Raw genomic sequence first — 21,233 nt, 5'->3', positions numbered from 1 at the left:
GTATGGCACAACGCACCACATTTACCCTGACTGTCCGCCCCAAAATTCCCGCGCGGCTGGCCCGCCTGGAAGAACTGGCGAATAATCTCTGGTACAGCTGGGATCGGGCCACCCGCGCCCTGTTTTCCTGGCTTGATCCGCAACTGTGGGAAGCGGTTGGACACAGTCCCAAGGCTTTTCTCAGACGGGTGGATGAATCATCACTGCTTCAGGCAGCAGAGGATCTGACTTTTCTCAGCCATTACAACAGCGTCCTGTCCGCTTATGACTCCTATCACTCGGAACCTTCCCGCTACCAGACCCACAACGGAATTGAAGCACGCGATCAGGTAGCCTACTTCTGTTTCGAGTTCGGTTTTCATGAGAGTCTGCCAGTTTATTCCGGTGGCCTGGGTATTCTGGCAGGCGATCACTGCAAAGCCGCAAGTGATTTGTGCCTGCCTTTTGTAGCGGTAGGGCTGCTTTACCGGCAAGGTTACTTTTTTCAGACGATTGATGGCCAGGGCAACCAGCAGCCTGTTTACTGTGATTCAGATTTCGAGGATTTGCCGGTAAAGCCGGCACTGCATGATGATGGCTCTGAAGTTCACGTGCCAATCCGTTTCCCCGGCCGTGTTGTAACCGCCAAGGTATGGCGGGCACAAATCGGCCATGTCAGTTTATATCTGCTGGATACTGATTTACCGGACAACGCTGAATATGATCGCCTGATTACCCACCAGCTTTACGGTGGAAACAAAACCATGCGTATCGAGCAGGAAATCGTTCTGGGCATAGGAGGCGTGGCTGCGTTAAGGGCAATGGGTATTAAACCCACGGTCTGGCACAGCAACGAAGGCCATGCCGCCTTCATGATGCTGGCACGCGCCCGTGAACTGGTGCAACAGGGACTGGATTTTGCCAGTGCCGCGGAAGCGGTTGCGGTCAACACCATTTTTACCACCCACACCGCTGTCCCGGCAGGTCATGACCATTTTCCCGAAGACATGATGCAGCTCTACTTCGAAGCGCTCTATCATGAACTGAAAATTTCCCGGGAAGAATTCCTGGCACTGGGCCATACCGCAAACAATCATGATTTCAACATGACCGCGCTGGCCATTCGCATGTCACGCATGCACAACGGAGTCAGCAGAATCCACAGGGATGTCTCGGCTCGTATTTGCCAGGATATGTGGCCACAGATCGAACCGGAAGAAAATCCGATTGGTTATGTCACCAATGGCGTCCATGTGCCGACATTCCTGGCGCAGGAATGGGTGGATCTGTTTGATCGCCGTCTTGGCCCTCAATGGCGATACAAGCAGCATGATCCCGAATTCTGGTCACGCATTCACGAGATTCCCGACCATATCTTCTGGAGCGTGCGGCAAAGCCTGAAGTCACAAATGTTTTACGGTATCCGCGCACGGCTGGCTGAACAGAATTTACGGAATCACGGCTCCGAAGCACATCTGGAACGCCTGCTCAAATTTGCCGACCCGATCAATCCGAATATATTGACACTGGGCTTTGCGCGCCGCTTTGCCACCTATAAACGTGCCACCCTGCTGTTTCAGAATCTCGACTGGTTACGCAAACTTCTGCTTGATCCGGTCAGACCGGTACTGCTGATTTTTGCCGGAAAAGCTCACCCGGCAGATTTGCCCGGACAAAGCCTGATCCGGCACATTCACCAGGTTGCTGACATGCCGGAATTCAGAGGGCGCATTCTGCTGGTGGAAGGCTATGATCTGCGCCTTGCCCGGCGACTGGTATCGGGCGTGGATATCTGGCTGAACAATCCGATCTACCCGCTGGAAGCCAGCGGAACATCCGGCATGAAAGCAGGCATCAATGGCACGCTCAATCTGAGCATACTGGATGGCTGGTGGGGAGAAGGTTTTGACGGCAAAAACGGCTGGGGAATCAAACCTGTTTCTGAAGCCACAGAAGATGCACAGCGAGATGCTGAAGAAAGTCGGTCTTTCTACGAAATTCTGCAGGATCAGGTTATTCCGCTTTACTACAGCCACAGCAAGTTCGGCTATTCGGTTGAATGGGTCAAAATGGCTAAAAACTCGATGGCATCCCTGCTGCCGCGCTACGGAACCGGTCGCATGGTAAGTGAGTATGTGCAAAAATTTTATACCCCTGCGAGCCGGCAAGGTGCCGGTTACAGCCAGGATAATTTTGCCGTTGCTAAAAACGTTGCTGCCTGGAAAGCAAGAATCAATGTGGCGTGGAATGGTGTAAGCCTGCGACGGCTCGACACACCTGAAAAACAGCTCGAATTTGGCGGTGCACTGGGTTTCAGGCTCGCAGTAAAACTGAACGGCCTGCAACCTGAAGACGTTGTGGTGGAACTGCTGCTTTCACGGCAGTACAACAAAACCCGGCTCAATCAGTTCAAGCACTTTCGATTGGAATGTACCGGCACGCTCGGCCCGAATGAACACCAGTTCGAACTGAACCATGTACCGGAGCTGTGCGGCAGACAGCAATATTACCTGCGCGTATACCCCTACCACCCGTTACTCACCCACCCTCTGGAAATGGGCAAGATGGTATGGTTATGAAGTGAATACGAAAATGGAAATAAAGTTGAAAATTGTCATGCTGTTAAGGCAACAAACAAAGCAGTCAACCGGGGTTTTTAGGATGATTACTGCAGCATGAGCAGAAAATTATCAATCAGACGAATCTGACCCAGCCGTGCCGCACCCAGTATGGCCAGCCTGGAATCATCCGCAGAGGCTGGCAGTAACGTGTCTTGCTGCCGCACGGCAATATAATCAACCATCCAGCCGCGCTGGCTCAGTTTTTCAATTGCAAGCTGCTCCAGCAATGGAAAATCCCGCTCACCAGAGGCGATGCTATCCCTGATCTGCCGCAGGTGACGGGCCAGTTCCACTGCCTCCTGCCGCTGAATTGCATCAAGATAATGATTGCGTGAGCTGAGCGCCAGCCCGTCTCCTGCCCGTATTGTTTCACCCGCAATAATCTGCACGGGCAGGTTCAGCTGATCAGCCATTCTGCGAACAATCTGCAGCTGCTGATAATCTTTCTCACCAAATACGGCCACATGAGGCTGCACAATATTCAACAGCTTCAGCACCACCGTTGCCACACCACGAAAGAAACCGGGCCGATACACTCCTTCCAGCGTTTCAGCCATCACCGGGAGCAATAGCTGAAACTCCTGCGAAACAGGGTAGAGTGTTTGCTCATCCGGCATAAAGACGACATCCACACTGCTTTCTTCCAGCAACCGGCAATCATTCGACCGGGTACGGGGATAACGGTCAAAATCTTCATGTGGTGCAAATTGCAGACGATTGACAAAAATACTGACAACCGTGCAACGGGCGTGCTGTTGTGCAATTCTGATCAGTGATACATGCCCGGCGTGCAGATTGCCCATGGTGGGCACAAAAGCAACTGAAGTTTCATACTTCAGCCGTGCGCGCAATGATGCAATATCAGCAATGATTTCCATGTGAATGATCCGCTTTGAACCTGTCAGAACGTATGCTCACGTGCAGGGAATTCTCCAAGCCTGACAGCCTCCACATAATTTCTGACAGCAGTCTGAATACTGTCAGCACCTGTCATGAAATTTCTGACGAAACGCGGCAAAGAACCGGGACTGATACCCAGCATGTCGTGCAGTACCAGCACTTGCCCGGAACACGCTGCACCCGCTCCGATACCGATAGTGGGAATGGAAAGCGACCGGGTGATTTCCCCGCCCAGTGCAGCAGGAACCATTTCCATCAACAGCATAGATACACCGGCTTCCTGCAGCAGCAGTGCATCTTCGCGCAACTGTCTGGCGCCATTTACTGTCTTTCCCTGAACCTTGTACCCCCCCAGCTGATGAACAGACTGTGGTGTCAGTCCGATATGCGCACAGACCGGAATCCCGCGGCTGACAAGGAATCCGGCTGTTTCCGCCATATTCCGTCCCCCTTCGATCTTGACCATCTGCGCACCGGCAGCCATCAACCGGGCCGCGTTCCCGAACGTCTCCTGCGGCGAAATCTGGAACGTGCCAAAAGGCATATCCGCCATGATAAATGCCCTGCGAGTACCGCGCTCCACGCACCGGACGTGATAAATCATTTCATCCAGCGTTACCGGCAGGGTGCTGGATTGTCCCTGTATCACGTTTCCGAGCGAATCTCCCACCAGCAGCACATCTACTCCCGCTTCATCCAGCACGGAAGCAAACGTTGCGTCATAGCAGGTCAGTGCAGCGATTCTCCCTCCCTGCTGACAGGCTTGCTGCAAGGTCGAGATCGTCATCCGCCTGATGTCTGGCTGTCCCATCAATCAACCGGCCCTGACATTGAAATATTCGCGTGCACTGCGCATCTGGTCAATGCGTGTCAGCAGCAGATCAAGATCAGCGAGGTTGTGTGCCAGATCTATATGCTCGCTGTTGATGATCATGACCGGGGCCTCATCATATTCGTGAAAAAAATACATGTACCGCTCGGTCAGGCGTCGCAGATAATCTTCTGATATGCGCTGCTCGAGTACATTACCGCGCTGTTTGATCCGTCTGATCAGAATTTCAGGGGCTGCCTGCAGATAAATCACCAGATCAGGTTTAGGCGCACTAATCGGCATATGTTCACGTATCTGCCGGTAAAGGCCATGTTCAGGTTCACTGAGTGTGACATCAGCGAACAATTGGTCTTTTTCGAACAGAAAATCACTCACCACTGAACGTGAAAAACTATTCTCCTGCTCCATCAATCGTAATTGCTGCATGCGCTGGACCAGGAAAAACAATTGTGTGGACAGATTATGGCGCGGCATGTCCCGGTAAAACTTTTCCAGAAATGGATTCGCTTCCGGCTGCTCCAGCACAAGTGAATAATTCAGCCGGGTTGCCATGTTGCGGGCAAGGCTGGTTTTACCTGCTCCGATCGGGCCTTCAATAACGATATAGCGACAACGCTCAAGATTCATGATGATGCAATACACTCCAGTGATTGACCCGCACATGCTGCAAGACATGCCGCCACTGAACCTCGCCCCGGAATCACACAATCTGCCGCAATTTCCAGCAGAGGCTGCAGCACAAAGGCCCGTTCATGCATGCGCGGGTGTGGCAGAACGAGGCTGGCATCGTCATGTTGCAGGTTTTCGAATAACAGAATATCCAGATCAAGGATACGGGGAGCATTGGGAAAAGTACGCACACGACCACAGGCCTGCTCAATTTCCAGTAAAGCATCGAGCAGATGATGCGGTGTCAGACACGTTTCCAGCTGTACGACTGCGTTGATGAAATCCGGCTGGTCCGTATGCCCCATCGGGGCGGTGCGATACAGAGAAGAACGTTTTACCAGATGCGACTCTTCCAGTGCGGCCAACAGCATAACCCCGCGTCTGACCTGGGAAAGCGGATTTTCCAGGTTACTGCCGAGCGCGACGAAAACCTGGCTGGCGGATTGGGAATGCAAACGGGCTGTCATGAAATTTCCTGATCAGCTGATTCCGCCGGTCCCGCCTCCACCTTCTCGCCAGCCGGTTTACTGCGGCTGCGGCGTTTCCGGCGGCGTCCGGCTGGTGATTCCTGTAACAGCATTGCTTCACGACTGGCATTGTCAGCATCTTTGAATATCTGCCACCATTGCCCCAGCTCTTCGTCAATCTCCCCGCTTTTACAACGCAGCAACATGAAATCATAGGCAGCCGAGAAATGCGGGTGCTCCAGCAGACGGAACGGCTTACGCCCGGCTCTTGCCTGAAACCTTGGCTGCATCGACCAGATATCGTAAATAATACTATCGTGCCTGTGTGGTATGGCCAGCCTGCTGCGCTGGGCAGAAAGCACCTCTCCCATTGATTTATGGAGTGCAGGGGTCGTTTTTTCACCCGCCTGCAGGTGGGTATTCCACACCGCCAATACCTCATGCCACAGTAATGCCGCGAATAAAAAACCCGGTGAAACCGGTTTATCCTGCCGTACCCGTTCATCCGTATTTTTCAGCACCAGCGAAATAAACCGTTCACCCAGAGGCTGCTCCAGAATGACGTCCAGTATTGGCAGCAATCCGTGATGCAGACCGCGAGCACGCAGATCAATTACAGCAGCCAGTGCATGACCGGAAAACAGCAGCTTCAGCATTTCATCAAACAGCCGTGCTGGCGGCACATTCAGCAGCAGTGGCGCCAGATCGCCAATGGGCGCGGCAGTTTTGTCATCAATCCGGATATCGAGCTTGGCGGCCAGACGTACCGCACGCAGCATGCGCACCGGATCCTCCCGGTAACGCTGTTCCGGCTCCCCGATGATGCACAGCCGTTTTGCTTTGACATCCTCAAAGCCATTGAGGTAGTCAATAATCTCCTCTGTCCCCGGATCGTAAAACAGGGCATTGATAGTGAAATCACGACGTCTGACATCTTCTTCCTGACTGCCAAAAACATTGTCATGCAGCAGCCGTCCGGTCTCATCAGTATGAGCCCGCATGTTTTTCGCTACCGCCGCATTATCCGACACCTTGCCGCGAAAAGTGGACACCTCAACAGTTTCACCCCGACTGATAACATGCACCAGACGAAAACGGCGACCAATGATACGAGAGTGGCGAAAGACAGCGCGTACCTCTTCGGGTGTAGCATTGGTAGCAACATCATAGTCCTTGGGTTTCAATCCCAGCAGCAGGTCACGAACAGCCCCTCCCACGACATATGCAGAATAGCCCGCCTGTTGCAGGGTTGTGGCAACTTTTAATGAACCGGGGCTGATACGGCTGCGTGCAATGCCATGCTGCTCGGATCCGATAGTGCGGAATACCGGCCCGGCAGTTACAGATTCATTGGAACTGAAGGAAAAAATACGGTGCAGAAATTTACGGATCATGCCTGGATGTAATTCTTATGTGCGGTAAATTATACACTTGGAGATGATTCCAGCTTTGATGAAAGATTGAAAAACAAGAGCAAAACAGTATTTATCTGTTATTCCCGCCGATAACCCAGTAACCCCTGCAGGATACGCAGAAAGTAGTAGGATGCCCAGTTTAGTGCGCGCCTGATTCGCGACCGGTTTTTCCAGGAATATCGCGAAATGGGGTGAGACTCTGCCATCGCCTGCTGCAAACTGCTGCGCAACCCGGCAGCAAATATCGGATCGCTGACGATGACATTGGCCTCACGGGCCAGCAGCAGACTGAACGGGTCGATATTGGAAGAGCCAACCGTAGACCAGACTCCGTCGATAACTGCCACTTTGGCATGAAGATAGCCTCGACGGTATTCATAGATATGGATACCGGCATTCAGCAGGTGGCCATAGAGGGCGTGCATGGCGTAATGCTGCAGGCGATATTCTGATTTTCCCTGTAATAACAGCATGACCGAAACCCCGCGCTGTGCCGCTCGAACAAGCGCTTCCCGGAAACGCTTGCCAGGCAAAAAATAGGCATTGGCCAGAATGATTTCCCGGTGCGCAGCCGCAATTGATTTGAGATAACAGCGCTCGATACTGCGCCGGTTACGTAAATTATCCCGGATGACGAATGCTGCACGCTGATGCCCGGCTGGCTGATGTCCTGCGGTGACCGGCGAACCCCTGGTCCAGCGTTTTTTGAAATAAACCCATGCAACCAGCATCCACAGATGTCTGGCTGCAGCATGAATTTTTTCCAGCAGCGGGCCGGCAACCTGAACCGCGTAATCAAAACGGGGAAATAACGCATCTGGCTCATAACAGTCATCAATGATATTGATACCGCCCACAAATGCCACTTTTGCATCAATTACCGCCAGCTTGCGATGCATGCGACGCAAACGGTGCCGCCTGAACCGGAACGAGAAAAATTCGGGCCGATAAACCAGCACGCGCACACCGGCTTCGAGCATCTCCCGAATTGCCTGTCCGGGTAAACCGAGAGAACCGAATCCATCAATCAGCAGATGAACAGCCACCCCGCGCTGTGCCGCCCGTTTCAGCGCAGTGGCAATACGGGTACCGGTTTCATCAAGCTGAAAAATATAGGTTTCAAGATGAATTTCCTGCCTGGCGGAATCAATGGTGGACTCCAGCGCCGGGAAATACTCAACGCCGGAATGTAATAAGGTTATCTGATTGCCTTCAACAAAATCAGGCCAGCTCATGTACGCACGATGTTGGCCGACAGTACGGCGTGATCAGAAATACGTGACCAGGGACGATTATGAAAAATCCGGGCATTTTTCACCTGAAACCCTCGAATATAAATCCGATCCAGGCGCAGCAACGGTAAAGCGGAAGGAAAACTGCGCGCTGCCTTTCCATGCGTATGCTGGAACACCTCAACCAGATTCAGGCGACTGGCAAGCAGCGGATTTGCAGCACCGCGCCAGTCATTGAAATCTCCGGCGACAACCAGAGGTGCTTGTGCAGGCACCAGCTGCCGGATACGCCTTTCGATTGCATCCAGCTGCTGGCTGCGGCCCTGTCTGAACAGCCCGAGATGGACGCAAATGCAGTGCAGTGTGTCTTTCCAGCCGGGAATAATCAATTTGCAATGCAACAATCCGCGACTTTCAAAACGATGCGCCGAAATATCTTCATTTTCCCAGCTCACAATGGGAAAACGGCTGAGAATGGCATTACCGTGGTGGCCATGGTCATAAACCGCATTCTTTCCATAAGCAAAATCTGACCATACCGAGTCTGCCAGAAATTCATACTGGGCGTTCTTCGGCCAATCCTGGAAACGGGTAGCGTGCAGCACGTGTTCTCCCACCACCTCCTGCAAAAAAACGATATCCACATTCAGGTTTCGCAGCTGATCGCGCAATTCATGCAGAATCACACGCTGATTGAAAAACGACAGCCCTTTGTGAATATTGTAAGTTGCGATGTGCAGTACCCGCCCGGCCTCATGCTTCTTCCCGTTTTCAGGCAAAAAAACCGGTTTATCGAGATCAGGAAAGGCGCCGGGCATAGGTATTATTTTGAAACCTCCAGCATTTTTTCCAGTGCCTGTTTAGCCAGGCCGGCCTGTGGCTCTGGCACTTTTATCTGGTTGACGACATGTCCTTCTGCCAGGTTTTCAAGTGACCAGGCCAGATGCTGCGGATCGATCCGCGCCATGGTTGAGCACATGCATACCATTGGCGACATGAACTGGACGATTTTCCCCTCTGCTTTGAATTCCCCGGCAATCCGCCCGACCAGATTCAGTTCGGTGCCGACCAGCCAGCGGGTACCGGCTTTTGCTTCCCGGATGGTGTTGATGATGTATTCGGTCGAACCGACATAATCGGATGCCTTGCATACCTCAAAGCTGCATTCGGGGTGAGAAATAACCAGTCCGTCCGGGTGCTGGTTACGGAAACGGAGAATATGCTGCGGCTGGAACATCTGATGAACTGAACAATGTCCTTTCCACAACAGAATTTTGGCTTTTTCAATCTGTTCAGATGTCAGTCCGCCCATGGGCTCGTCAAAATCCCATACCGGCATTTCCTCCGGTGTCAGACCCAGCTTGTAGCCACTCCAGCGCCCCAAATGCTGATCAGGAAAGAACAAGACCTTTTCACGCCGGGAAAACGCCCATTGCAAAATTTTTACAGCATTACTGGAAGTACAGACAATACCGCCATGCTGACCGCAAAAAGCCTTCAGATCGGCACTGGAATTGATATAGGTAACAGGGGTTACCAGTGCATCCGGATCCAGCACTTCTGCCAGCTCACGCCAGGCGCGCTCCACCTTGGCGAGATTGGCCATATCCGCCATGGAACAACCGGCAGAAAGGTCAGGCAATATGGCAATCTGCTCCGGGCCGGAAAGAATATCTGCCACCTCGGCCATGAAGTGCACCCCGCAAAAAACCAGAAATTCGGCGTCGGTCTGCGCGGCAAGATAAGAAAGCCTGAGTGAATCCCCGGTCAAATCAGCGTGGCGGTAAACATCTGCACGCTGATAATGATGTGCCAGTATGATGGCACGCTTCCCAAGTTTCTCTTTAGCCGCAATCACCCGCCGGGCGCATACATCGTCCTGCAGTAACTCGTAATTTTCAAAATCAGTGGCATTTGCTTGCATTGTCAACCCAGCTTTACTTTATTTATCGTAAATGATGACCATAATCACATTGGAACGCTTATTCAAGCATAAAGTGCAAATTGTAAAAATGAAATTGTGCCAATCTTTTTACAGTTTGCTGTAAAACAGCAGAGACAAGTCACGGGTGTCATAACCATTATGTGAGCAGGGTTCTGTTATAATCCTGGAAAACAGCGTATTAACAGTGTGTTGCCTCTTTCCAGTCATATTATCCATCCGGAAATAACCGAAAAAACAATCTATGTTCGTAACGAACTCCAGGCAAGCGATGTTTTAACATGGGGCGCTCATTTTTCCTGAGGCCATCCGTGTGGCTGGTCGTTTTACTCTTGCTCACACTCTGGCTGGACAGCAATTTGCAGCACCCGAATCCGCAACAGGACAGTCATTCGCAACTGGAAGTGGACTACATTATCGAAAACATGAATGGCGTACAGGTTAATCACGATTTGAAGGCCAATCGTTTTTTTTCTGCGGATAAACTGACTCATTATCCGGCGGGAGATATCTCACAGCTGGAGCATGTCAGCCTTATCAGCGTTGAACCGGATAAACCTTTGCTCAGAGTCACCTCCGATCAGGCCGAGCTGACCGAGGGCAGCAATGATATTTTTCTGCGCAAAAATGTGATTATTATCAGAGGAAAAGACGAGGATAAGGATAAAGTAACGATGCTGACCGATTTTTTGCATGTGATCCCGGATACAGATATTGCTAAAACTGATCAGCCTGTTACCGTAATCAGAATGAACAGTACTGCTAGTGCCGTTGGACTGTTCGTAAATAATCAGACTGGAGAGATTCTGCTTCAGTCCAGGGTTACTGCACATGATGACCGCACACCACGTACAAACCGTTAACGGCTGACTTCACCCGCATAATTTTGTTTTCCCGGACCAGACAGAAGACGGACAGGTTTTTTTATTTAATTTTCGTGAGCACCGGTTTATGCAGGTTTTAAGCACGCTGTTAAGTTTGTTCCTTCTGTTTTTGCCAGCCATTGTTTCAGCTGAACGCGCTGATCGCGACAAACCGATTCACCTGGAGGCGGATCGTGCCACGGTAGAGGATTACAAGCGTAAAGGAGAATTCCGGACCAGTGTTTTCATTGGGAACGTCATCATGACCCAGGGAACACTGATTGTACGGGCAGACAAAGTCATCATGAAAGAGGACACAACCGGTTACCGGCACGCCACAGCGTACGGTGATCTGGTCAGCTACCGGCAGAAACGGGATGGTGTCAATGAATATGTGGAAGCATGGAGCAAGCGGGCGGAATATGACGACAAAACCGACAAAATAGAACTGTTCGGCAGTGCCCGTCTGAAACGCGGCACTGATGAGGTAGAAGGCGACTACATTTCCTACGATATTGCGAGTGATTTTTTCCAGGTATTGGGTCAGCCGCAGCCGGAAAACGACAAAAAATCTGATCATCGCGTACGTGCTGTGATTCAGCCCAAAGCAAAACAACCCTCTACTGAAGACGAAAAATAAGCCTGTCCGGGACTGAACTACGGTTGGCTCAGACATATGAGTGAATTACGTGCTGAAAATCTGAAAAAAAATTATCAGGCCCGCAAAGTGGTAACGGATGTATCTTTTTCCGTTCGCAGTGGCGAGGTCGTTGGTTTGCTTGGTCCCAACGGTGCCGGAAAAACGACCTGTTTTTATATGGTGGTCGGACTGGTTCCACTAAATGGCGGGGAAATTTTTCTGGATGAGCACAGCCTGAGCCAGTTGCCCATTCATAAGCGTGCCCGCCTTGGGTTGAGCTATCTTCCTCAGGAGGCTTCTGTTTTTCGCCGACTCACAGTGGAAGAAAACGTCCTGGCCGTATTGGAATTACAAAACCTGCAGCAGGATGAAATTCAGCAGTATCTCGATGAGCTGTTGCACGATCTGCATATCAGCCATCTGCGTGACAGCCTGGGAATGAGTTTATCCGGCGGCGAACGGCGACGGGTTGAAATTGCCCGGGCACTGGCCTCCCGGCCACGCTTCATTCTGCTGGATGAACCTTTTGCCGGAGTAGATCCAATCGCCGTCATGGATATTCAGCGCATCATCAGTTTCCTCAAGTTACGTGGCATCGGTGTACTAATCACGGATCACAATGTTCGGGAAACACTGGGAATCTGTGATCGCGCTTATATCATCAGCGGCGGAACCGTACTGGCAAGTGGCGCCCCTGCTGAAATCATCACAGATGAGCGTGTCAGGGAAGTTTACCTCGGTGAAAATTTCAGGCTCTGAACCATGAAGCCAACTCTGCAGCTCAGGCTTCATGCCGGATTAACACTAACGCCACAGTTACAGCAATCTATCCGACTGCTTCAACTGTCCACGCTTGAGCTTAACCAGGAAATCACACGTCTTGTCCAGGAAAACCCCCTGCTCGAACTGGATGAGGGAGCAGATCGGGAAAGCTATGAAACTGATGGGCAGGATACTTCCTTATCCGCTCCGGAATTATCTGCGGCAGCAGAAACCGATGGCATCGCAGAAACCGGGAAAGAGACAGATCTCCAGAATGATTGGCCAGATGAACCGATACACGCTGACCAGGAACTTTTTTTCGATACCCATAGGCAGGGGGGAGATGAAGATCAGGATTTCTCCCGGTTAATCAGTCACCCCACCAGTCTGCGTGAACACCTGCTTGCACAAATCAGTTTAGGACAATGCGATGAACGCAAAAAGAAAATTGCAGAACTCCTGGTGGACAGTCTCGATGATGATGGCTATCTGTCTCAAGATCTGGGAGAGCTTGCGGGGCTGCTCCCGGCTGAACTGGAAATCAGTGTTGATGATCTGGAATCTGCCCTGGATTACGTTCAGCAACTGGATCCCCCGGGCGTAGGTGCTCGCAATCTGCGTGAGTGTCTGTCCCTGCAGCTCTTGGCATTACCAGACAACACGCCACTGCGGGACGAAGCGCTTAAACTGGTAAATACGCATCTGGAAAATTTCGCTGCTAAAAATTTTCCGTTACTCCGGAGGGTGCTTGGCTGCAATGAAGCCTGCCTGCAATCGATTTATCAGCTGGTTACTCAACTTAACCCCAAACCTGGTGATGATTTCAATGTGACCACAGCACGTCACGTCATCCCTGATGTGATTGTGGCCAGATCAGATAACAGCTGGGTAGTGCAACTTAATTCTGGTTCGGTTCCGCGCCTTCGCATCAATGACTTGTATGCGGGCATCCTGAAACGCCATCGCAGTGAGGCCACTTCGATGCTGATGGGCCAGCTGAAAGAAGCCCGCTGGCTGGTCAGAAATCTTGATCAGCGAACAGCTACGATACTGCGGGTCAGTCAGGCGATAGTCGATCGCCAGCACGCTTTCCTGGAGCAGGGGGAAACAGCCATACGCCCTCTGGTTATGCGCGAAATTGCTGAAATGCTTGAGCTGCATGAATCGACCATTTCTCGTGTCACATCCCAGAAATATATATGGACACCACATGGTATTTTTGAGCTCAAATATTTTTTTGGCAGTCATATCCCGGCAGAAACGGGTGAAGCCCATTCAGCTATCGCTGTCCGCGGGCTAATCAAGCGATTGATCCAGGATGAAAATCGCAAGAAACCGCTCAATGACAGTCAAATCTCACAAATACTGGCGCAACAAGGTATTGTGATTGCTCGCCGCACGGTTGCAAAATATCGGGAGTTCATGCATATTCCCCCGACTAATTTACGCAAAATGCTCTAGCAGACTGTTGAGAAATACAGCAGGAATAGTCATCTTCAACAATCTGCCGGGCACTTCCCTGAAATATCTTTGAATACGATCCTCTCATATAAGGAATAAGGAGAAAGAATGAATCTGAACCTCACCGGCAATCATGTAGAAATTACACCGGCCATGCGCGACTACGTTTTATCCAAGGTTGAGAGGATTACACGTCATTTTGACCATATTATTGATATCAACGTGATCCTTTCAGTCGATAAGCTCAAGCAAAAAGCTGAAGTTACAGTTAACCTTCGGGGAAAAGAAATTTTTGTGGAAGCGGACGGTCTCGATATGTATGCTTCCATTGACAGTCTGGTAGATAAACTTGATCGCCAGATCCTCAAGTACAAGGAAAAAAATATTGATCGACGTGATAACCATGGTGGATTAAAAGATCAGGAATTTGAACAATCCGAGTAAAATATCACGCCTCGCTTATCTGCCAAAAACCCAGCAGCCATGCTGGAACAATATAACGGGGTAATACCGGCACAATATCCTCCAGCTGCTCGGGCTGTGCTGGTACAGCATGGAAGACAGTAATACAAGTCAAATAACCGGCCCCGTTTCCCGTTCAATGTTTTTATACCGCCTGATTTCCAAGGGGTTTGCGTATCTATGAATCTCATTGCTCAATTATTGCCGGAATCCAACATCATTATTGATCTGGATGTAACCAGCAAAAAACGTGTATTTGAGCAGGTTGGTCTGTTATTTGAAAATTCCCTGCATATCGCGCGCACTCAGGTATTTGACAGCCTGTTCGCACGCGAAAAACTCGGATCAACCGGACTGGGCCAAGGGGTGGCCATTCCCCATGGCCGCATTAAGGGATTGCGTGAAGCTGCTGCCGCACTCGTCAGGATGAAAGAGCCGATTCCTTTTGATGCTCCGGATGGCCTGCCAGTCAGCATTGCCTGTATTTTGCTGGTGCCGGAAAAGGCAACTGACCAGCATTTGCTGATACTGAGCGAGCTGGCACAGATGTTCAGCAACAAAAATTTCCGTGAGAAACTGCTCCACGGCCAGAATACCAAAGAGGTTCGTCAGCTCATCTCGGACTGGGTACCAGAACATGTCCCAGGTTAGCATCACACAGCTATTTGAAGAAAATCAGAAAAAACTGGGCTTGCAGTGGGCCGGGTTACCTGCTGCTTTTGACAGACAGCTTGACAGTCTCGAAATAAACAATTCAGCGCAGGAGCTGATTGGTCATCTCAATTTTGTCCACCCGAACTGGATACAGGTGCTGAACCAGACATCCGTCGACTATCTCGAACAGCTTGATGATGCCTCTCGGCAAAAACGACTGAACCAGCTTGCCGGAAGTCAGCTTGTCTGTCTGATTGTGACAGATAATGCGCCAGTCACAGATGCACTCAGACAATTTGCAGATAAACAGTCCATTCCGCTGATTCAGTCCGTTACGACAAGCCTTGAAATTATCTGGGGGTTACAGTCATATCTCGTAAGAATGCTGGCGCCTGCAGTCACTCGTCATGGCGTACTACTGGATGTTCTTGGTATGGGCGTCATGATCACGGGTGAAAGTGGTGTTGGTAAAAGCGAGCTGGCGCTGGAGCTCATCAGCCGCGGACACGGGCTGGTTGCAGATGATGTCGTTGAACTGCATCGTATCGGACCGGAAACCCTCGAAGGTCAGTGCCCGCCACTGCTGCGTGATTTTCTTGAAGTACGCGGACTGGGAATGTTGAACATCCGCACCATCTTTGGAGAAACTGCGGTGCGCCGGCATAAGAACATGAAGCTGATCGTACATCTTGAAAAAACAATTGGCAGCAGTATCAATGCTTACGAACGGCTGCCACTGAGCAACCTCAATGAAGTCATTCTGAACGTCAGCATACGTAAAGTCATTATCCCGGTTGCTGCCGGCCGTAATCTGGCAGTGCTGGTGGAAGCTGCCGTTCGAAATTACATATTGCAACTGCGAGGAATTGACAGCACCCAGGAATTTGTCCGCAGACATGAATCAGAGATGGCGGGTAATACCGCAGAACGTTTTGATGATCCACATAACGAATAAAACAAAGCGCCATTTCCGGCGTATTTCCTGAAAAAAGTATGCGCACAAAGAAAACCATTACTGTTGCCCTGACTGGTGCATCTGGCATGCCATACGGTATTCGCTTACTGGAGATTTTGCTGAAGCAGGGCCACCGGGTTTATCTACTCTATTCACAGGCGGCACAAATCGTAGCACAACAGGAAATGGCGCTGACACTGTCTCCACGCCCTAAAGAAACGGAAGTTTTCTTAAACGGCTATTTTAATGTTGAACCGGGTCTGCTCAAGGTTTTTGGCCGGGAAGAATGGTTTGCGCCTGTTGCATCCGGCTCCAATCCAGCTGATGCAATGGTGATCTGTCCCTGTACTATGGGCACTTTATCGGCCGTGGCAGCCGGTCTGGGACAGAAACTGATCGAGCGTGCAGCTGATGTGATGCTGAAAGAACAGCGTAAACTTATTATTGTTGCCCGGGAAACCCCGTTTTCTGCCATCCATTTGGAAAATATGCTGAAACTTGCGCGCAGTGGTGTGGTGATATTACCTGCCAATCCCGGTTTTTATCACTTGCCTGAGAGTATTCAGGATATCGTTGATTTTATTGTTGCACGCATACTGGACCAGCTCGGTGTAGAACATACCCTGATACCGCGCTGGGGAAATGATGAATAAACTTAATGCTGCTCAGTTTTTCAGCAAAAATGGTTAATTCCTGATCGGTCTGTTTATCGCTGCACAATCAGCCACTGTCAGCGGTACAAGATCAGCACCGGAACCTGGCCGACGTAAAACGGACCGCTCCGTCACAATATAATCCATCGGAATATCGTGTTGCTGCGGATGAATCGTTGGCAGCCGAAATATTTCAAATGCCACTCCAATTGTCAGCGGGCGCGGACTCAGTGCAGCCAGTGTCCGGTCAAAATAGCCGCTGCCATAGCCGAGTCGGTAGCCCCGTTCATCAAAACCAAGCAACGGGATAATAATACTGTCAACAACCATTTCACGGGTGTTATCAGGAGATGGAATTCCGTAAATATCTTTTTTCATCGGTGCTTCCGGCCACCATTCGACAAACCTCAGTGGCTCACCTTTATTAACGACTTCCGGCAAAGCAAGCGTGGCACCACGTGTTCTCAGAAATGTCATCGCCGGGAGAGGGTCGTATTCACCCTGATGTGGCCAGTAAAACCCGATCCGATGCTTTTCCAGAAGGGGGAATCCTTGTGTAAGCGCAACAGTAATAGCATCGCTCCAAAGCGTACGCTGTTCTGCTGATATCTGCTGCCGTAATTTACGTAAACAGGCGCGCTGCTGCTGTTTCCACTGCTGGAAGGCCGGGTTATTTACCATCTATGGATCGTATTTTTAACAGAAGTGTTCTAACCGGAGCGGGTATTGCCCTTTGCAAAGCCTGCTCAATTGTTAACCAGATATAATTATTTTTTTCACTCATCTCTGTACATGCTGACTGATGATGTATCGTTGATTGCAACAACTGTGGCTGAATACTCAGTTTGAAATGCGTAAAAGTGTGCTGTACGCGGGGAAGCTCAGTAAATTTTGTCGCCCGTACATGTAATTTTTTTTCACAGTAATCGGTACTATCCTGATCGACCGGCATTTCCGGAAAACACCACAACCCGCCCCAAATACCGGAAGCAGGTCGTTTCTCCAGAAGAATTTGTTTGCGGTCATCGATAAGAATCAAATGTACCGTTTCTCTAACAGGAAGCACCTTCCTGGGCCTGGGCACCGGCAAATCAGTTGTCAGATTATGCTGGTAAGCAACACAATCTGCTTGTAACGGGCAGTATTGACAACGTGGCCTGCCACGTATGCAGATCAGTGCTCCCAAATCCATCAGTGCTTGTATATAAGATGCAATGATCGGGTGGTAGTGATCCTTTCCGGCGGGCAGCAAGCTTTCTGCCAACTGCCACAGCTGCCCTTCCACCGTTTTTTTACCTGGATATTCTTTGACACCGAAATAACGCGCCAGAATGCGTTTGACGTTTCCGTCAAGAATCGTACAGCGCTCACCAAACGCAAAAGCAGCGATGGCAGCCGCAGTAGAACGGCCAATCCCTGGTAGCTGCTGAAGTGTAGCCGCATCCCGTGGAAAAATACCGCCGTGCTGCTCCATAATGATACATGCAGTGCGGTGTAGATTACGGCCGCGTGAGTAATAGCCCAAACCACTCCATAACGTAAGCACGTCTTCTACCGGTACAGCCGCCAACGACTCAACATCCGGAAAAACCGTCATAAAACGCTCATAGTAGGAAATGACTGTTGTAACCTGTGTCTGTTGCAACATGACCTCAGACACCCATATCGCATAAGGATCTCTGGTACCCTGCCAAGGTAGGGAATGTCGTCCATTCTCAAGTTGCCAGCAAATCAGCCGGCCGGCAAAAGAAGTTGGCGTATTGGCTGGCAAAAGACTACACGGAAAGCTGTCTGCAGGACTATTCAGTTCGCGCAATAACTAATCAGGGTATCTATGGTTAGGATTACCGGTCATCCTTGTTTTCAATATATTTTCCCAACAGCATTGCCTGCAGAATAACAAAAACGAACATCAACCCCATAAAACCAAACAACTTGAAATTCACCCAGGTATCAGTCGAATAGTTGTAGGCCACGTAAAGGTTAACCGCCCCCATCAATGTAAAAAATACCACCCAGCTTATGTTGAGTCGAGTCCACACTATCTCTGGTAATTTAACCTGCTCTTTCATCATAACGCGTATCAGATTTTTACCAAAAATCTGGTTTGCCAGCAGTAGAACAGTGGAAAACAGCCAGTAGAGGACTGTTGGCTTCCATTTAATAAAAGTTTCATCCTGAAAAATCAGGGTGGCTCCTCCAAAAAGGAGGATGATTGCAAGACTCATCCACAGCATATGGTCGACCTTGCGATAACGCAGCCACACCCAACCGATTTGAGCAAATGTTGCTACGATCGCAACCGCAGTCGCGTTGTAAATACCATAAACTTTATAGGTAATGAAAAAAAGGATTATCGGAAAAAGATCAAAAAAAAACTTCATGAAAAACCTTTAAGGTTACCGATAAAACATCGACATCCAACAACAAAGCATATGCGGAATATCAGGGTAAGTACGATCAAGCAGTACATAAGGAAACAGGATTACCCGGGTCAAACTGCTGATCAGCAAGGCCACGCATCACCGACCTTGATGAAAGTATTAACGATGTACGATTATTGAGCAATACTCGCAATGCCTGTAATAAAGCAGCATTATCAGTTTCAAAATAGGCCGTAGTTTCATCGAGAATAACAATACTTGGGTTTTTTAACAGTGCACGAGCAATAAGTATACGCTGACGCTGATCATTTGAAAGCATCCGCGAAGTGTTATCATTTTTAGTCTGCAACCCCTGTGGTAGTTCCCTGATAAACTCCATTGCCAATCCGGCATGGGCTGCTGCTGTTATCGCTATTTCCCTGCTGCAACTAAAACTGCCGTAAGCAATATTTGCCGCAATCGTATCACTCAACAAATCCTGGTCAGGTGAAATCCAGGCAATGTGCTTATATAATTCGGATGAAATTATCTGCCTGGTATCATTACCATCAAGCAAAATTCTACCTGTTGAAGGTTGCGCAAAACCACAAATGAGGTCTGCAAACAATCGATTGATACCCGGATCCTGATTTATCAATACAACTTTTCGCCCGGATGCAATTTCAAGGTTAAAGCAAGGAAGCCGGGGATCAGACTGCCTACCCTGGAAGCTGATTCCTTCAAACTGCAACTTCCCTTTACAATGATTTAAACAAATAATATGGTAATCATCCTCCACAGTTCCAGAAGTCTGGTTCAAAAGAGAAAAAACTACCTGTAATGCTTCATTACATTGTTTTAATAAAAAATTACTATTAACAAGCCGCCATAATGGGAAAACCAGCATGATTCCTGCAGTAACGAAGGCGACCATATCTTCAATAGTCAGCCTGTTCAAGGTATGTTGCTGCAGTAAATAGTAAAAGGATATCGTAAATATCCCTATCAAAAGACTATAAGAGAACAATTCCAGTATTCTTTTTTGCCTAGATTGTATGTACAAAGATGATTGCCATTGATCAAAACTATTCTGAACGTGTCTGACTTGTTGTGCGTAACTGTTATCCAAATCAACAGATCGGCGAAGCCTTAATATTTTGGCTATACTCCCAGATATTTCATGTTGCTTCTGTTCCAGTTTATTTTGCTGGCCAGCATCAAAATAAGATATCTGTCGAATTAAAAAAAAAGAAATAAGGATTGCAGTAATAAATAAGGACATTTCCAAATTTAACCCAACCATCACACTCAATAACCCAATTGCAATCAGGAAATCTCGTGAAAAATTGAGTCCCAGCAGCGTAACGCTATGGCACAGTTTTTCAATCGACTGAAAAAAATATAAAGAAATTATCTCGGTTGTAAAATCAGAAAAGGCCGGAGGCAGGGTCAGCAGTTTTTCAAATATCTCCACACGCAAACCAAGTACGATCCTACTTAGCAGCCGCTCATGAATATAAGCGATGACGCTACTCGTGAAGATAATTGTTAATAAAAGGACAGCAAGTAATATTGGCAGGAATTCCAGCACACGTTGATTACCATCAGATGTCATTTGAGCAAACAGCTGCCCAATCACTAACGGTACCAACGCCACCGAAATGGAAAAAAAGACACCAACAACCAACGTTGGCATCAATGCTTTCCAATAAAATTTATTTTTTGAAAAAAGAAGAATTAGCTGCTCTATTTTACCAGCCGGTTGTTTAACTGGCATTGAAATATGAGAAAACTAAAAGATCAACGCAGCAAAAAACCACCTGATCCAAGTGAAAAAATAAATAAGAATATTTTTTATTTTACAAACACAACTCACTATCAATAAATAAAATACCAAAAAACAGTATATTTCTAGTGACTTGTATGTTGGTATAGAAATAGGGTGCCTGGCGGTGACCTACTTTCACATGTGTAAACACACTATCATCGGCGCTGCTTCGTTTCACTTCTCTGTTCGGGATGGGAAAAGGTGGGTCCAAAGCGCTATGGCCGCCAAGCAAAAACTTGTAATATCAGGTAACTTTACGGCAGTAAAATTACTACCATCAAAATTTAATTTTCAAGATTATAGGATCAAGCCTCACGGTCAATTAGTATCGATTAGCTTAACGTATTACTACGCTTACACACTCGACCTATCAACGTTGTAGTCTTCAACGAACCTTTAGGGGAATTTAATTCCCGGGAAATCTAATCTTATGGCAAGTTTCCCGCTTAGATGCTTTCAGCGGTTATCTCTTCCGCACTTAGCTACCCGGCGATACGACTGGCGTCATAACCGGTACACCAGAGGTGCGTCCACT

At 49.1% G+C, this 21,233-nt stretch carries 21 protein-coding genes and 2 rRNA genes; 9 read left to right on the top strand and 14 right to left on the bottom strand.

Annotated elements, in window-relative coordinates:
* Nucleotides 1-2: 2 nt before the first annotated feature.
* On the top strand, nucleotides 3-2,558 hold the full coding sequence (glgP, locus tag IT527_RS08715; RefSeq protein ID WP_292968146.1) for an alpha-glucan family phosphorylase: 2,556 nt from the start codon (nucleotides 3-5) through the stop codon (nucleotides 2,556-2,558).
* A gap of 86 nt (nucleotides 2,559-2,644) precedes the next feature.
* Here the strand turns inward: glgP and panC are convergent, their stop codons facing one another.
* The 8 genes from panC to nadA form a co-directional block, all read right to left on the bottom strand.
* Complete coding sequence (panC, locus tag IT527_RS08710) at nucleotides 2,645-3,478, bottom strand: pantoate--beta-alanine ligase (protein ID WP_292968145.1); 834 nt, start codon at nucleotides 3,476-3,478, stop codon at nucleotides 2,645-2,647.
* Between the two features lie 23 nt (nucleotides 3,479-3,501).
* The gene (gene panB / locus IT527_RS08705) at nucleotides 3,502-4,311 is read right to left on the bottom strand and encodes a 3-methyl-2-oxobutanoate hydroxymethyltransferase (RefSeq protein ID WP_292968144.1); all 810 of its coding nucleotides are present in this window, start codon (nucleotides 4,309-4,311) and stop codon (nucleotides 3,502-3,504) included.
* Between the two features lie 3 nt (nucleotides 4,312-4,314).
* Complete coding sequence (locus IT527_RS08700; RefSeq protein WP_292968143.1) at nucleotides 4,315-4,959, bottom strand: deoxynucleoside kinase; 645 nt, start codon at nucleotides 4,957-4,959, stop codon at nucleotides 4,315-4,317.
* Entirely contained in the window at nucleotides 4,956-5,468 is a 513-nt protein-coding gene (gene folK, locus IT527_RS08695; protein WP_292968142.1) for a 2-amino-4-hydroxy-6-hydroxymethyldihydropteridine diphosphokinase, read from the bottom strand. Before folK ends, IT527_RS08700 begins: the two co-directional genes overlap by 4 nt.
* The gene (pcnB, locus tag IT527_RS08690; RefSeq protein ID WP_292968141.1) at nucleotides 5,465-6,862 is read right to left on the bottom strand and encodes a polynucleotide adenylyltransferase PcnB; all 1,398 of its coding nucleotides are present in this window, start codon (nucleotides 6,860-6,862) and stop codon (nucleotides 5,465-5,467) included. The genes folK and pcnB overlap by 4 nt, the downstream gene beginning before the upstream one ends.
* A gap of 98 nt (nucleotides 6,863-6,960) precedes the next feature.
* Nucleotides 6,961-8,118 carry a cardiolipin synthase ClsB gene (gene clsB, locus IT527_RS08685; protein ID WP_292968140.1) on the bottom strand — a complete coding sequence of 386 codons (1,158 nt, stop codon included), beginning with the start codon at nucleotides 8,116-8,118 and terminating at the stop codon, nucleotides 6,961-6,963.
* Nucleotides 8,115-8,933: an endonuclease/exonuclease/phosphatase family protein gene (locus tag IT527_RS08680; RefSeq protein ID WP_292968139.1), complete on the bottom strand. Its 819-nt coding sequence runs from the start codon at nucleotides 8,931-8,933 to the stop codon at nucleotides 8,115-8,117. The genes clsB and IT527_RS08680 overlap by 4 nt, the downstream gene beginning before the upstream one ends.
* A gap of 5 nt (nucleotides 8,934-8,938) precedes the next feature.
* The gene (nadA, locus tag IT527_RS08675; RefSeq protein ID WP_292968138.1) at nucleotides 8,939-10,039 is read right to left on the bottom strand and encodes a quinolinate synthase NadA; all 1,101 of its coding nucleotides are present in this window, start codon (nucleotides 10,037-10,039) and stop codon (nucleotides 8,939-8,941) included.
* A gap of 299 nt (nucleotides 10,040-10,338) precedes the next feature.
* On the opposite strand from nadA, the gene lptC reads away from it, so the two are divergent.
* From lptC to IT527_RS08635, 8 genes are all read left to right on the top strand, one after another.
* The gene (gene lptC / locus IT527_RS08670; RefSeq protein WP_292968137.1) at nucleotides 10,339-10,920 is read left to right on the top strand and encodes an LPS export ABC transporter periplasmic protein LptC; all 582 of its coding nucleotides are present in this window, start codon (nucleotides 10,339-10,341) and stop codon (nucleotides 10,918-10,920) included.
* A gap of 88 nt (nucleotides 10,921-11,008) precedes the next feature.
* Nucleotides 11,009-11,560, top strand: a complete 552-nt coding sequence (gene lptA / locus IT527_RS08665; RefSeq protein ID WP_292968136.1) for a lipopolysaccharide transport periplasmic protein LptA — start codon at nucleotides 11,009-11,011, stop codon at nucleotides 11,558-11,560.
* Between the two features lie 36 nt (nucleotides 11,561-11,596).
* Nucleotides 11,597-12,319 (top strand): LPS export ABC transporter ATP-binding protein, encoded by a 723-nt coding sequence (gene lptB / locus IT527_RS08660; RefSeq protein WP_292968135.1) that lies wholly within the window; start codon nucleotides 11,597-11,599, stop codon nucleotides 12,317-12,319.
* A gap of 3 nt (nucleotides 12,320-12,322) precedes the next feature.
* Nucleotides 12,323-13,783 (top strand): RNA polymerase factor sigma-54, encoded by a 1,461-nt coding sequence (locus IT527_RS08655; RefSeq protein WP_292968134.1) that lies wholly within the window; start codon nucleotides 12,323-12,325, stop codon nucleotides 13,781-13,783.
* A gap of 108 nt (nucleotides 13,784-13,891) precedes the next feature.
* The gene (raiA, locus tag IT527_RS08650; protein ID WP_292968133.1) at nucleotides 13,892-14,227 is read left to right on the top strand and encodes a ribosome-associated translation inhibitor RaiA; all 336 of its coding nucleotides are present in this window, start codon (nucleotides 13,892-13,894) and stop codon (nucleotides 14,225-14,227) included.
* Nucleotides 14,228-14,425: 198 nt separating this feature from the next.
* Nucleotides 14,426-14,896, top strand: coding sequence for a PTS sugar transporter subunit IIA (locus tag IT527_RS08645; RefSeq protein WP_292968132.1), 471 nt, complete (start codon nucleotides 14,426-14,428; stop codon nucleotides 14,894-14,896).
* The gene (gene hprK / locus IT527_RS08640) at nucleotides 14,883-15,854 is read left to right on the top strand and encodes an HPr(Ser) kinase/phosphatase (RefSeq protein ID WP_292968131.1); all 972 of its coding nucleotides are present in this window, start codon (nucleotides 14,883-14,885) and stop codon (nucleotides 15,852-15,854) included. Before IT527_RS08645 ends, hprK begins: the two co-directional genes overlap by 14 nt.
* A gap of 38 nt (nucleotides 15,855-15,892) precedes the next feature.
* Entirely contained in the window at nucleotides 15,893-16,507 is a 615-nt protein-coding gene (locus IT527_RS08635; protein ID WP_292968130.1) for a flavin prenyltransferase UbiX, read from the top strand.
* Nucleotides 16,508-16,540: 33 nt separating this feature from the next.
* On the opposite strand, the gene IT527_RS08630 is transcribed toward IT527_RS08635, so the two are convergent.
* The 6 genes from IT527_RS08630 to IT527_RS08605 form a co-directional block, all read right to left on the bottom strand.
* Entirely contained in the window at nucleotides 16,541-17,188 is a 648-nt protein-coding gene (locus IT527_RS08630) for a 5-formyltetrahydrofolate cyclo-ligase (protein ID WP_292968129.1), read from the bottom strand.
* Nucleotides 17,178-18,278, bottom strand: a complete 1,101-nt coding sequence (gene mutY / locus IT527_RS08625) for an A/G-specific adenine glycosylase (protein WP_292968128.1) — start codon at nucleotides 18,276-18,278, stop codon at nucleotides 17,178-17,180. Before mutY ends, IT527_RS08630 begins: the two co-directional genes overlap by 11 nt.
* Before the next feature lie 73 nt (nucleotides 18,279-18,351).
* On the bottom strand, nucleotides 18,352-18,891 hold the full coding sequence (locus tag IT527_RS08620; protein ID WP_292968127.1) for a septation protein A: 540 nt from the start codon (nucleotides 18,889-18,891) through the stop codon (nucleotides 18,352-18,354).
* Between the two features lie 76 nt (nucleotides 18,892-18,967).
* Nucleotides 18,968-20,647: an ABC transporter ATP-binding protein gene (locus tag IT527_RS08615; protein ID WP_292968126.1), complete on the bottom strand. Its 1,680-nt coding sequence runs from the start codon at nucleotides 20,645-20,647 to the stop codon at nucleotides 18,968-18,970.
* 167 nt (nucleotides 20,648-20,814) lie between these two features.
* Nucleotides 20,815-20,927: ribosomal RNA gene (gene rrf, locus IT527_RS08610) — 5S ribosomal RNA — on the bottom strand.
* Between the two features lie 72 nt (nucleotides 20,928-20,999).
* Nucleotides 21,000-21,233: ribosomal RNA gene (locus IT527_RS08605) — 23S ribosomal RNA — on the bottom strand; the annotation flags it as partial.

The organism is Nitrosomonas sp. (assembly GCF_020852615.1).
In the GTDB taxonomy this organism is placed as follows: domain Bacteria; phylum Pseudomonadota; class Gammaproteobacteria; order Burkholderiales; family Nitrosomonadaceae; genus Nitrosomonas.
The sequence above is the reverse complement of the archived record's forward strand: the minus strand, read 5'-3'. Positions and strand labels throughout refer to the sequence as shown.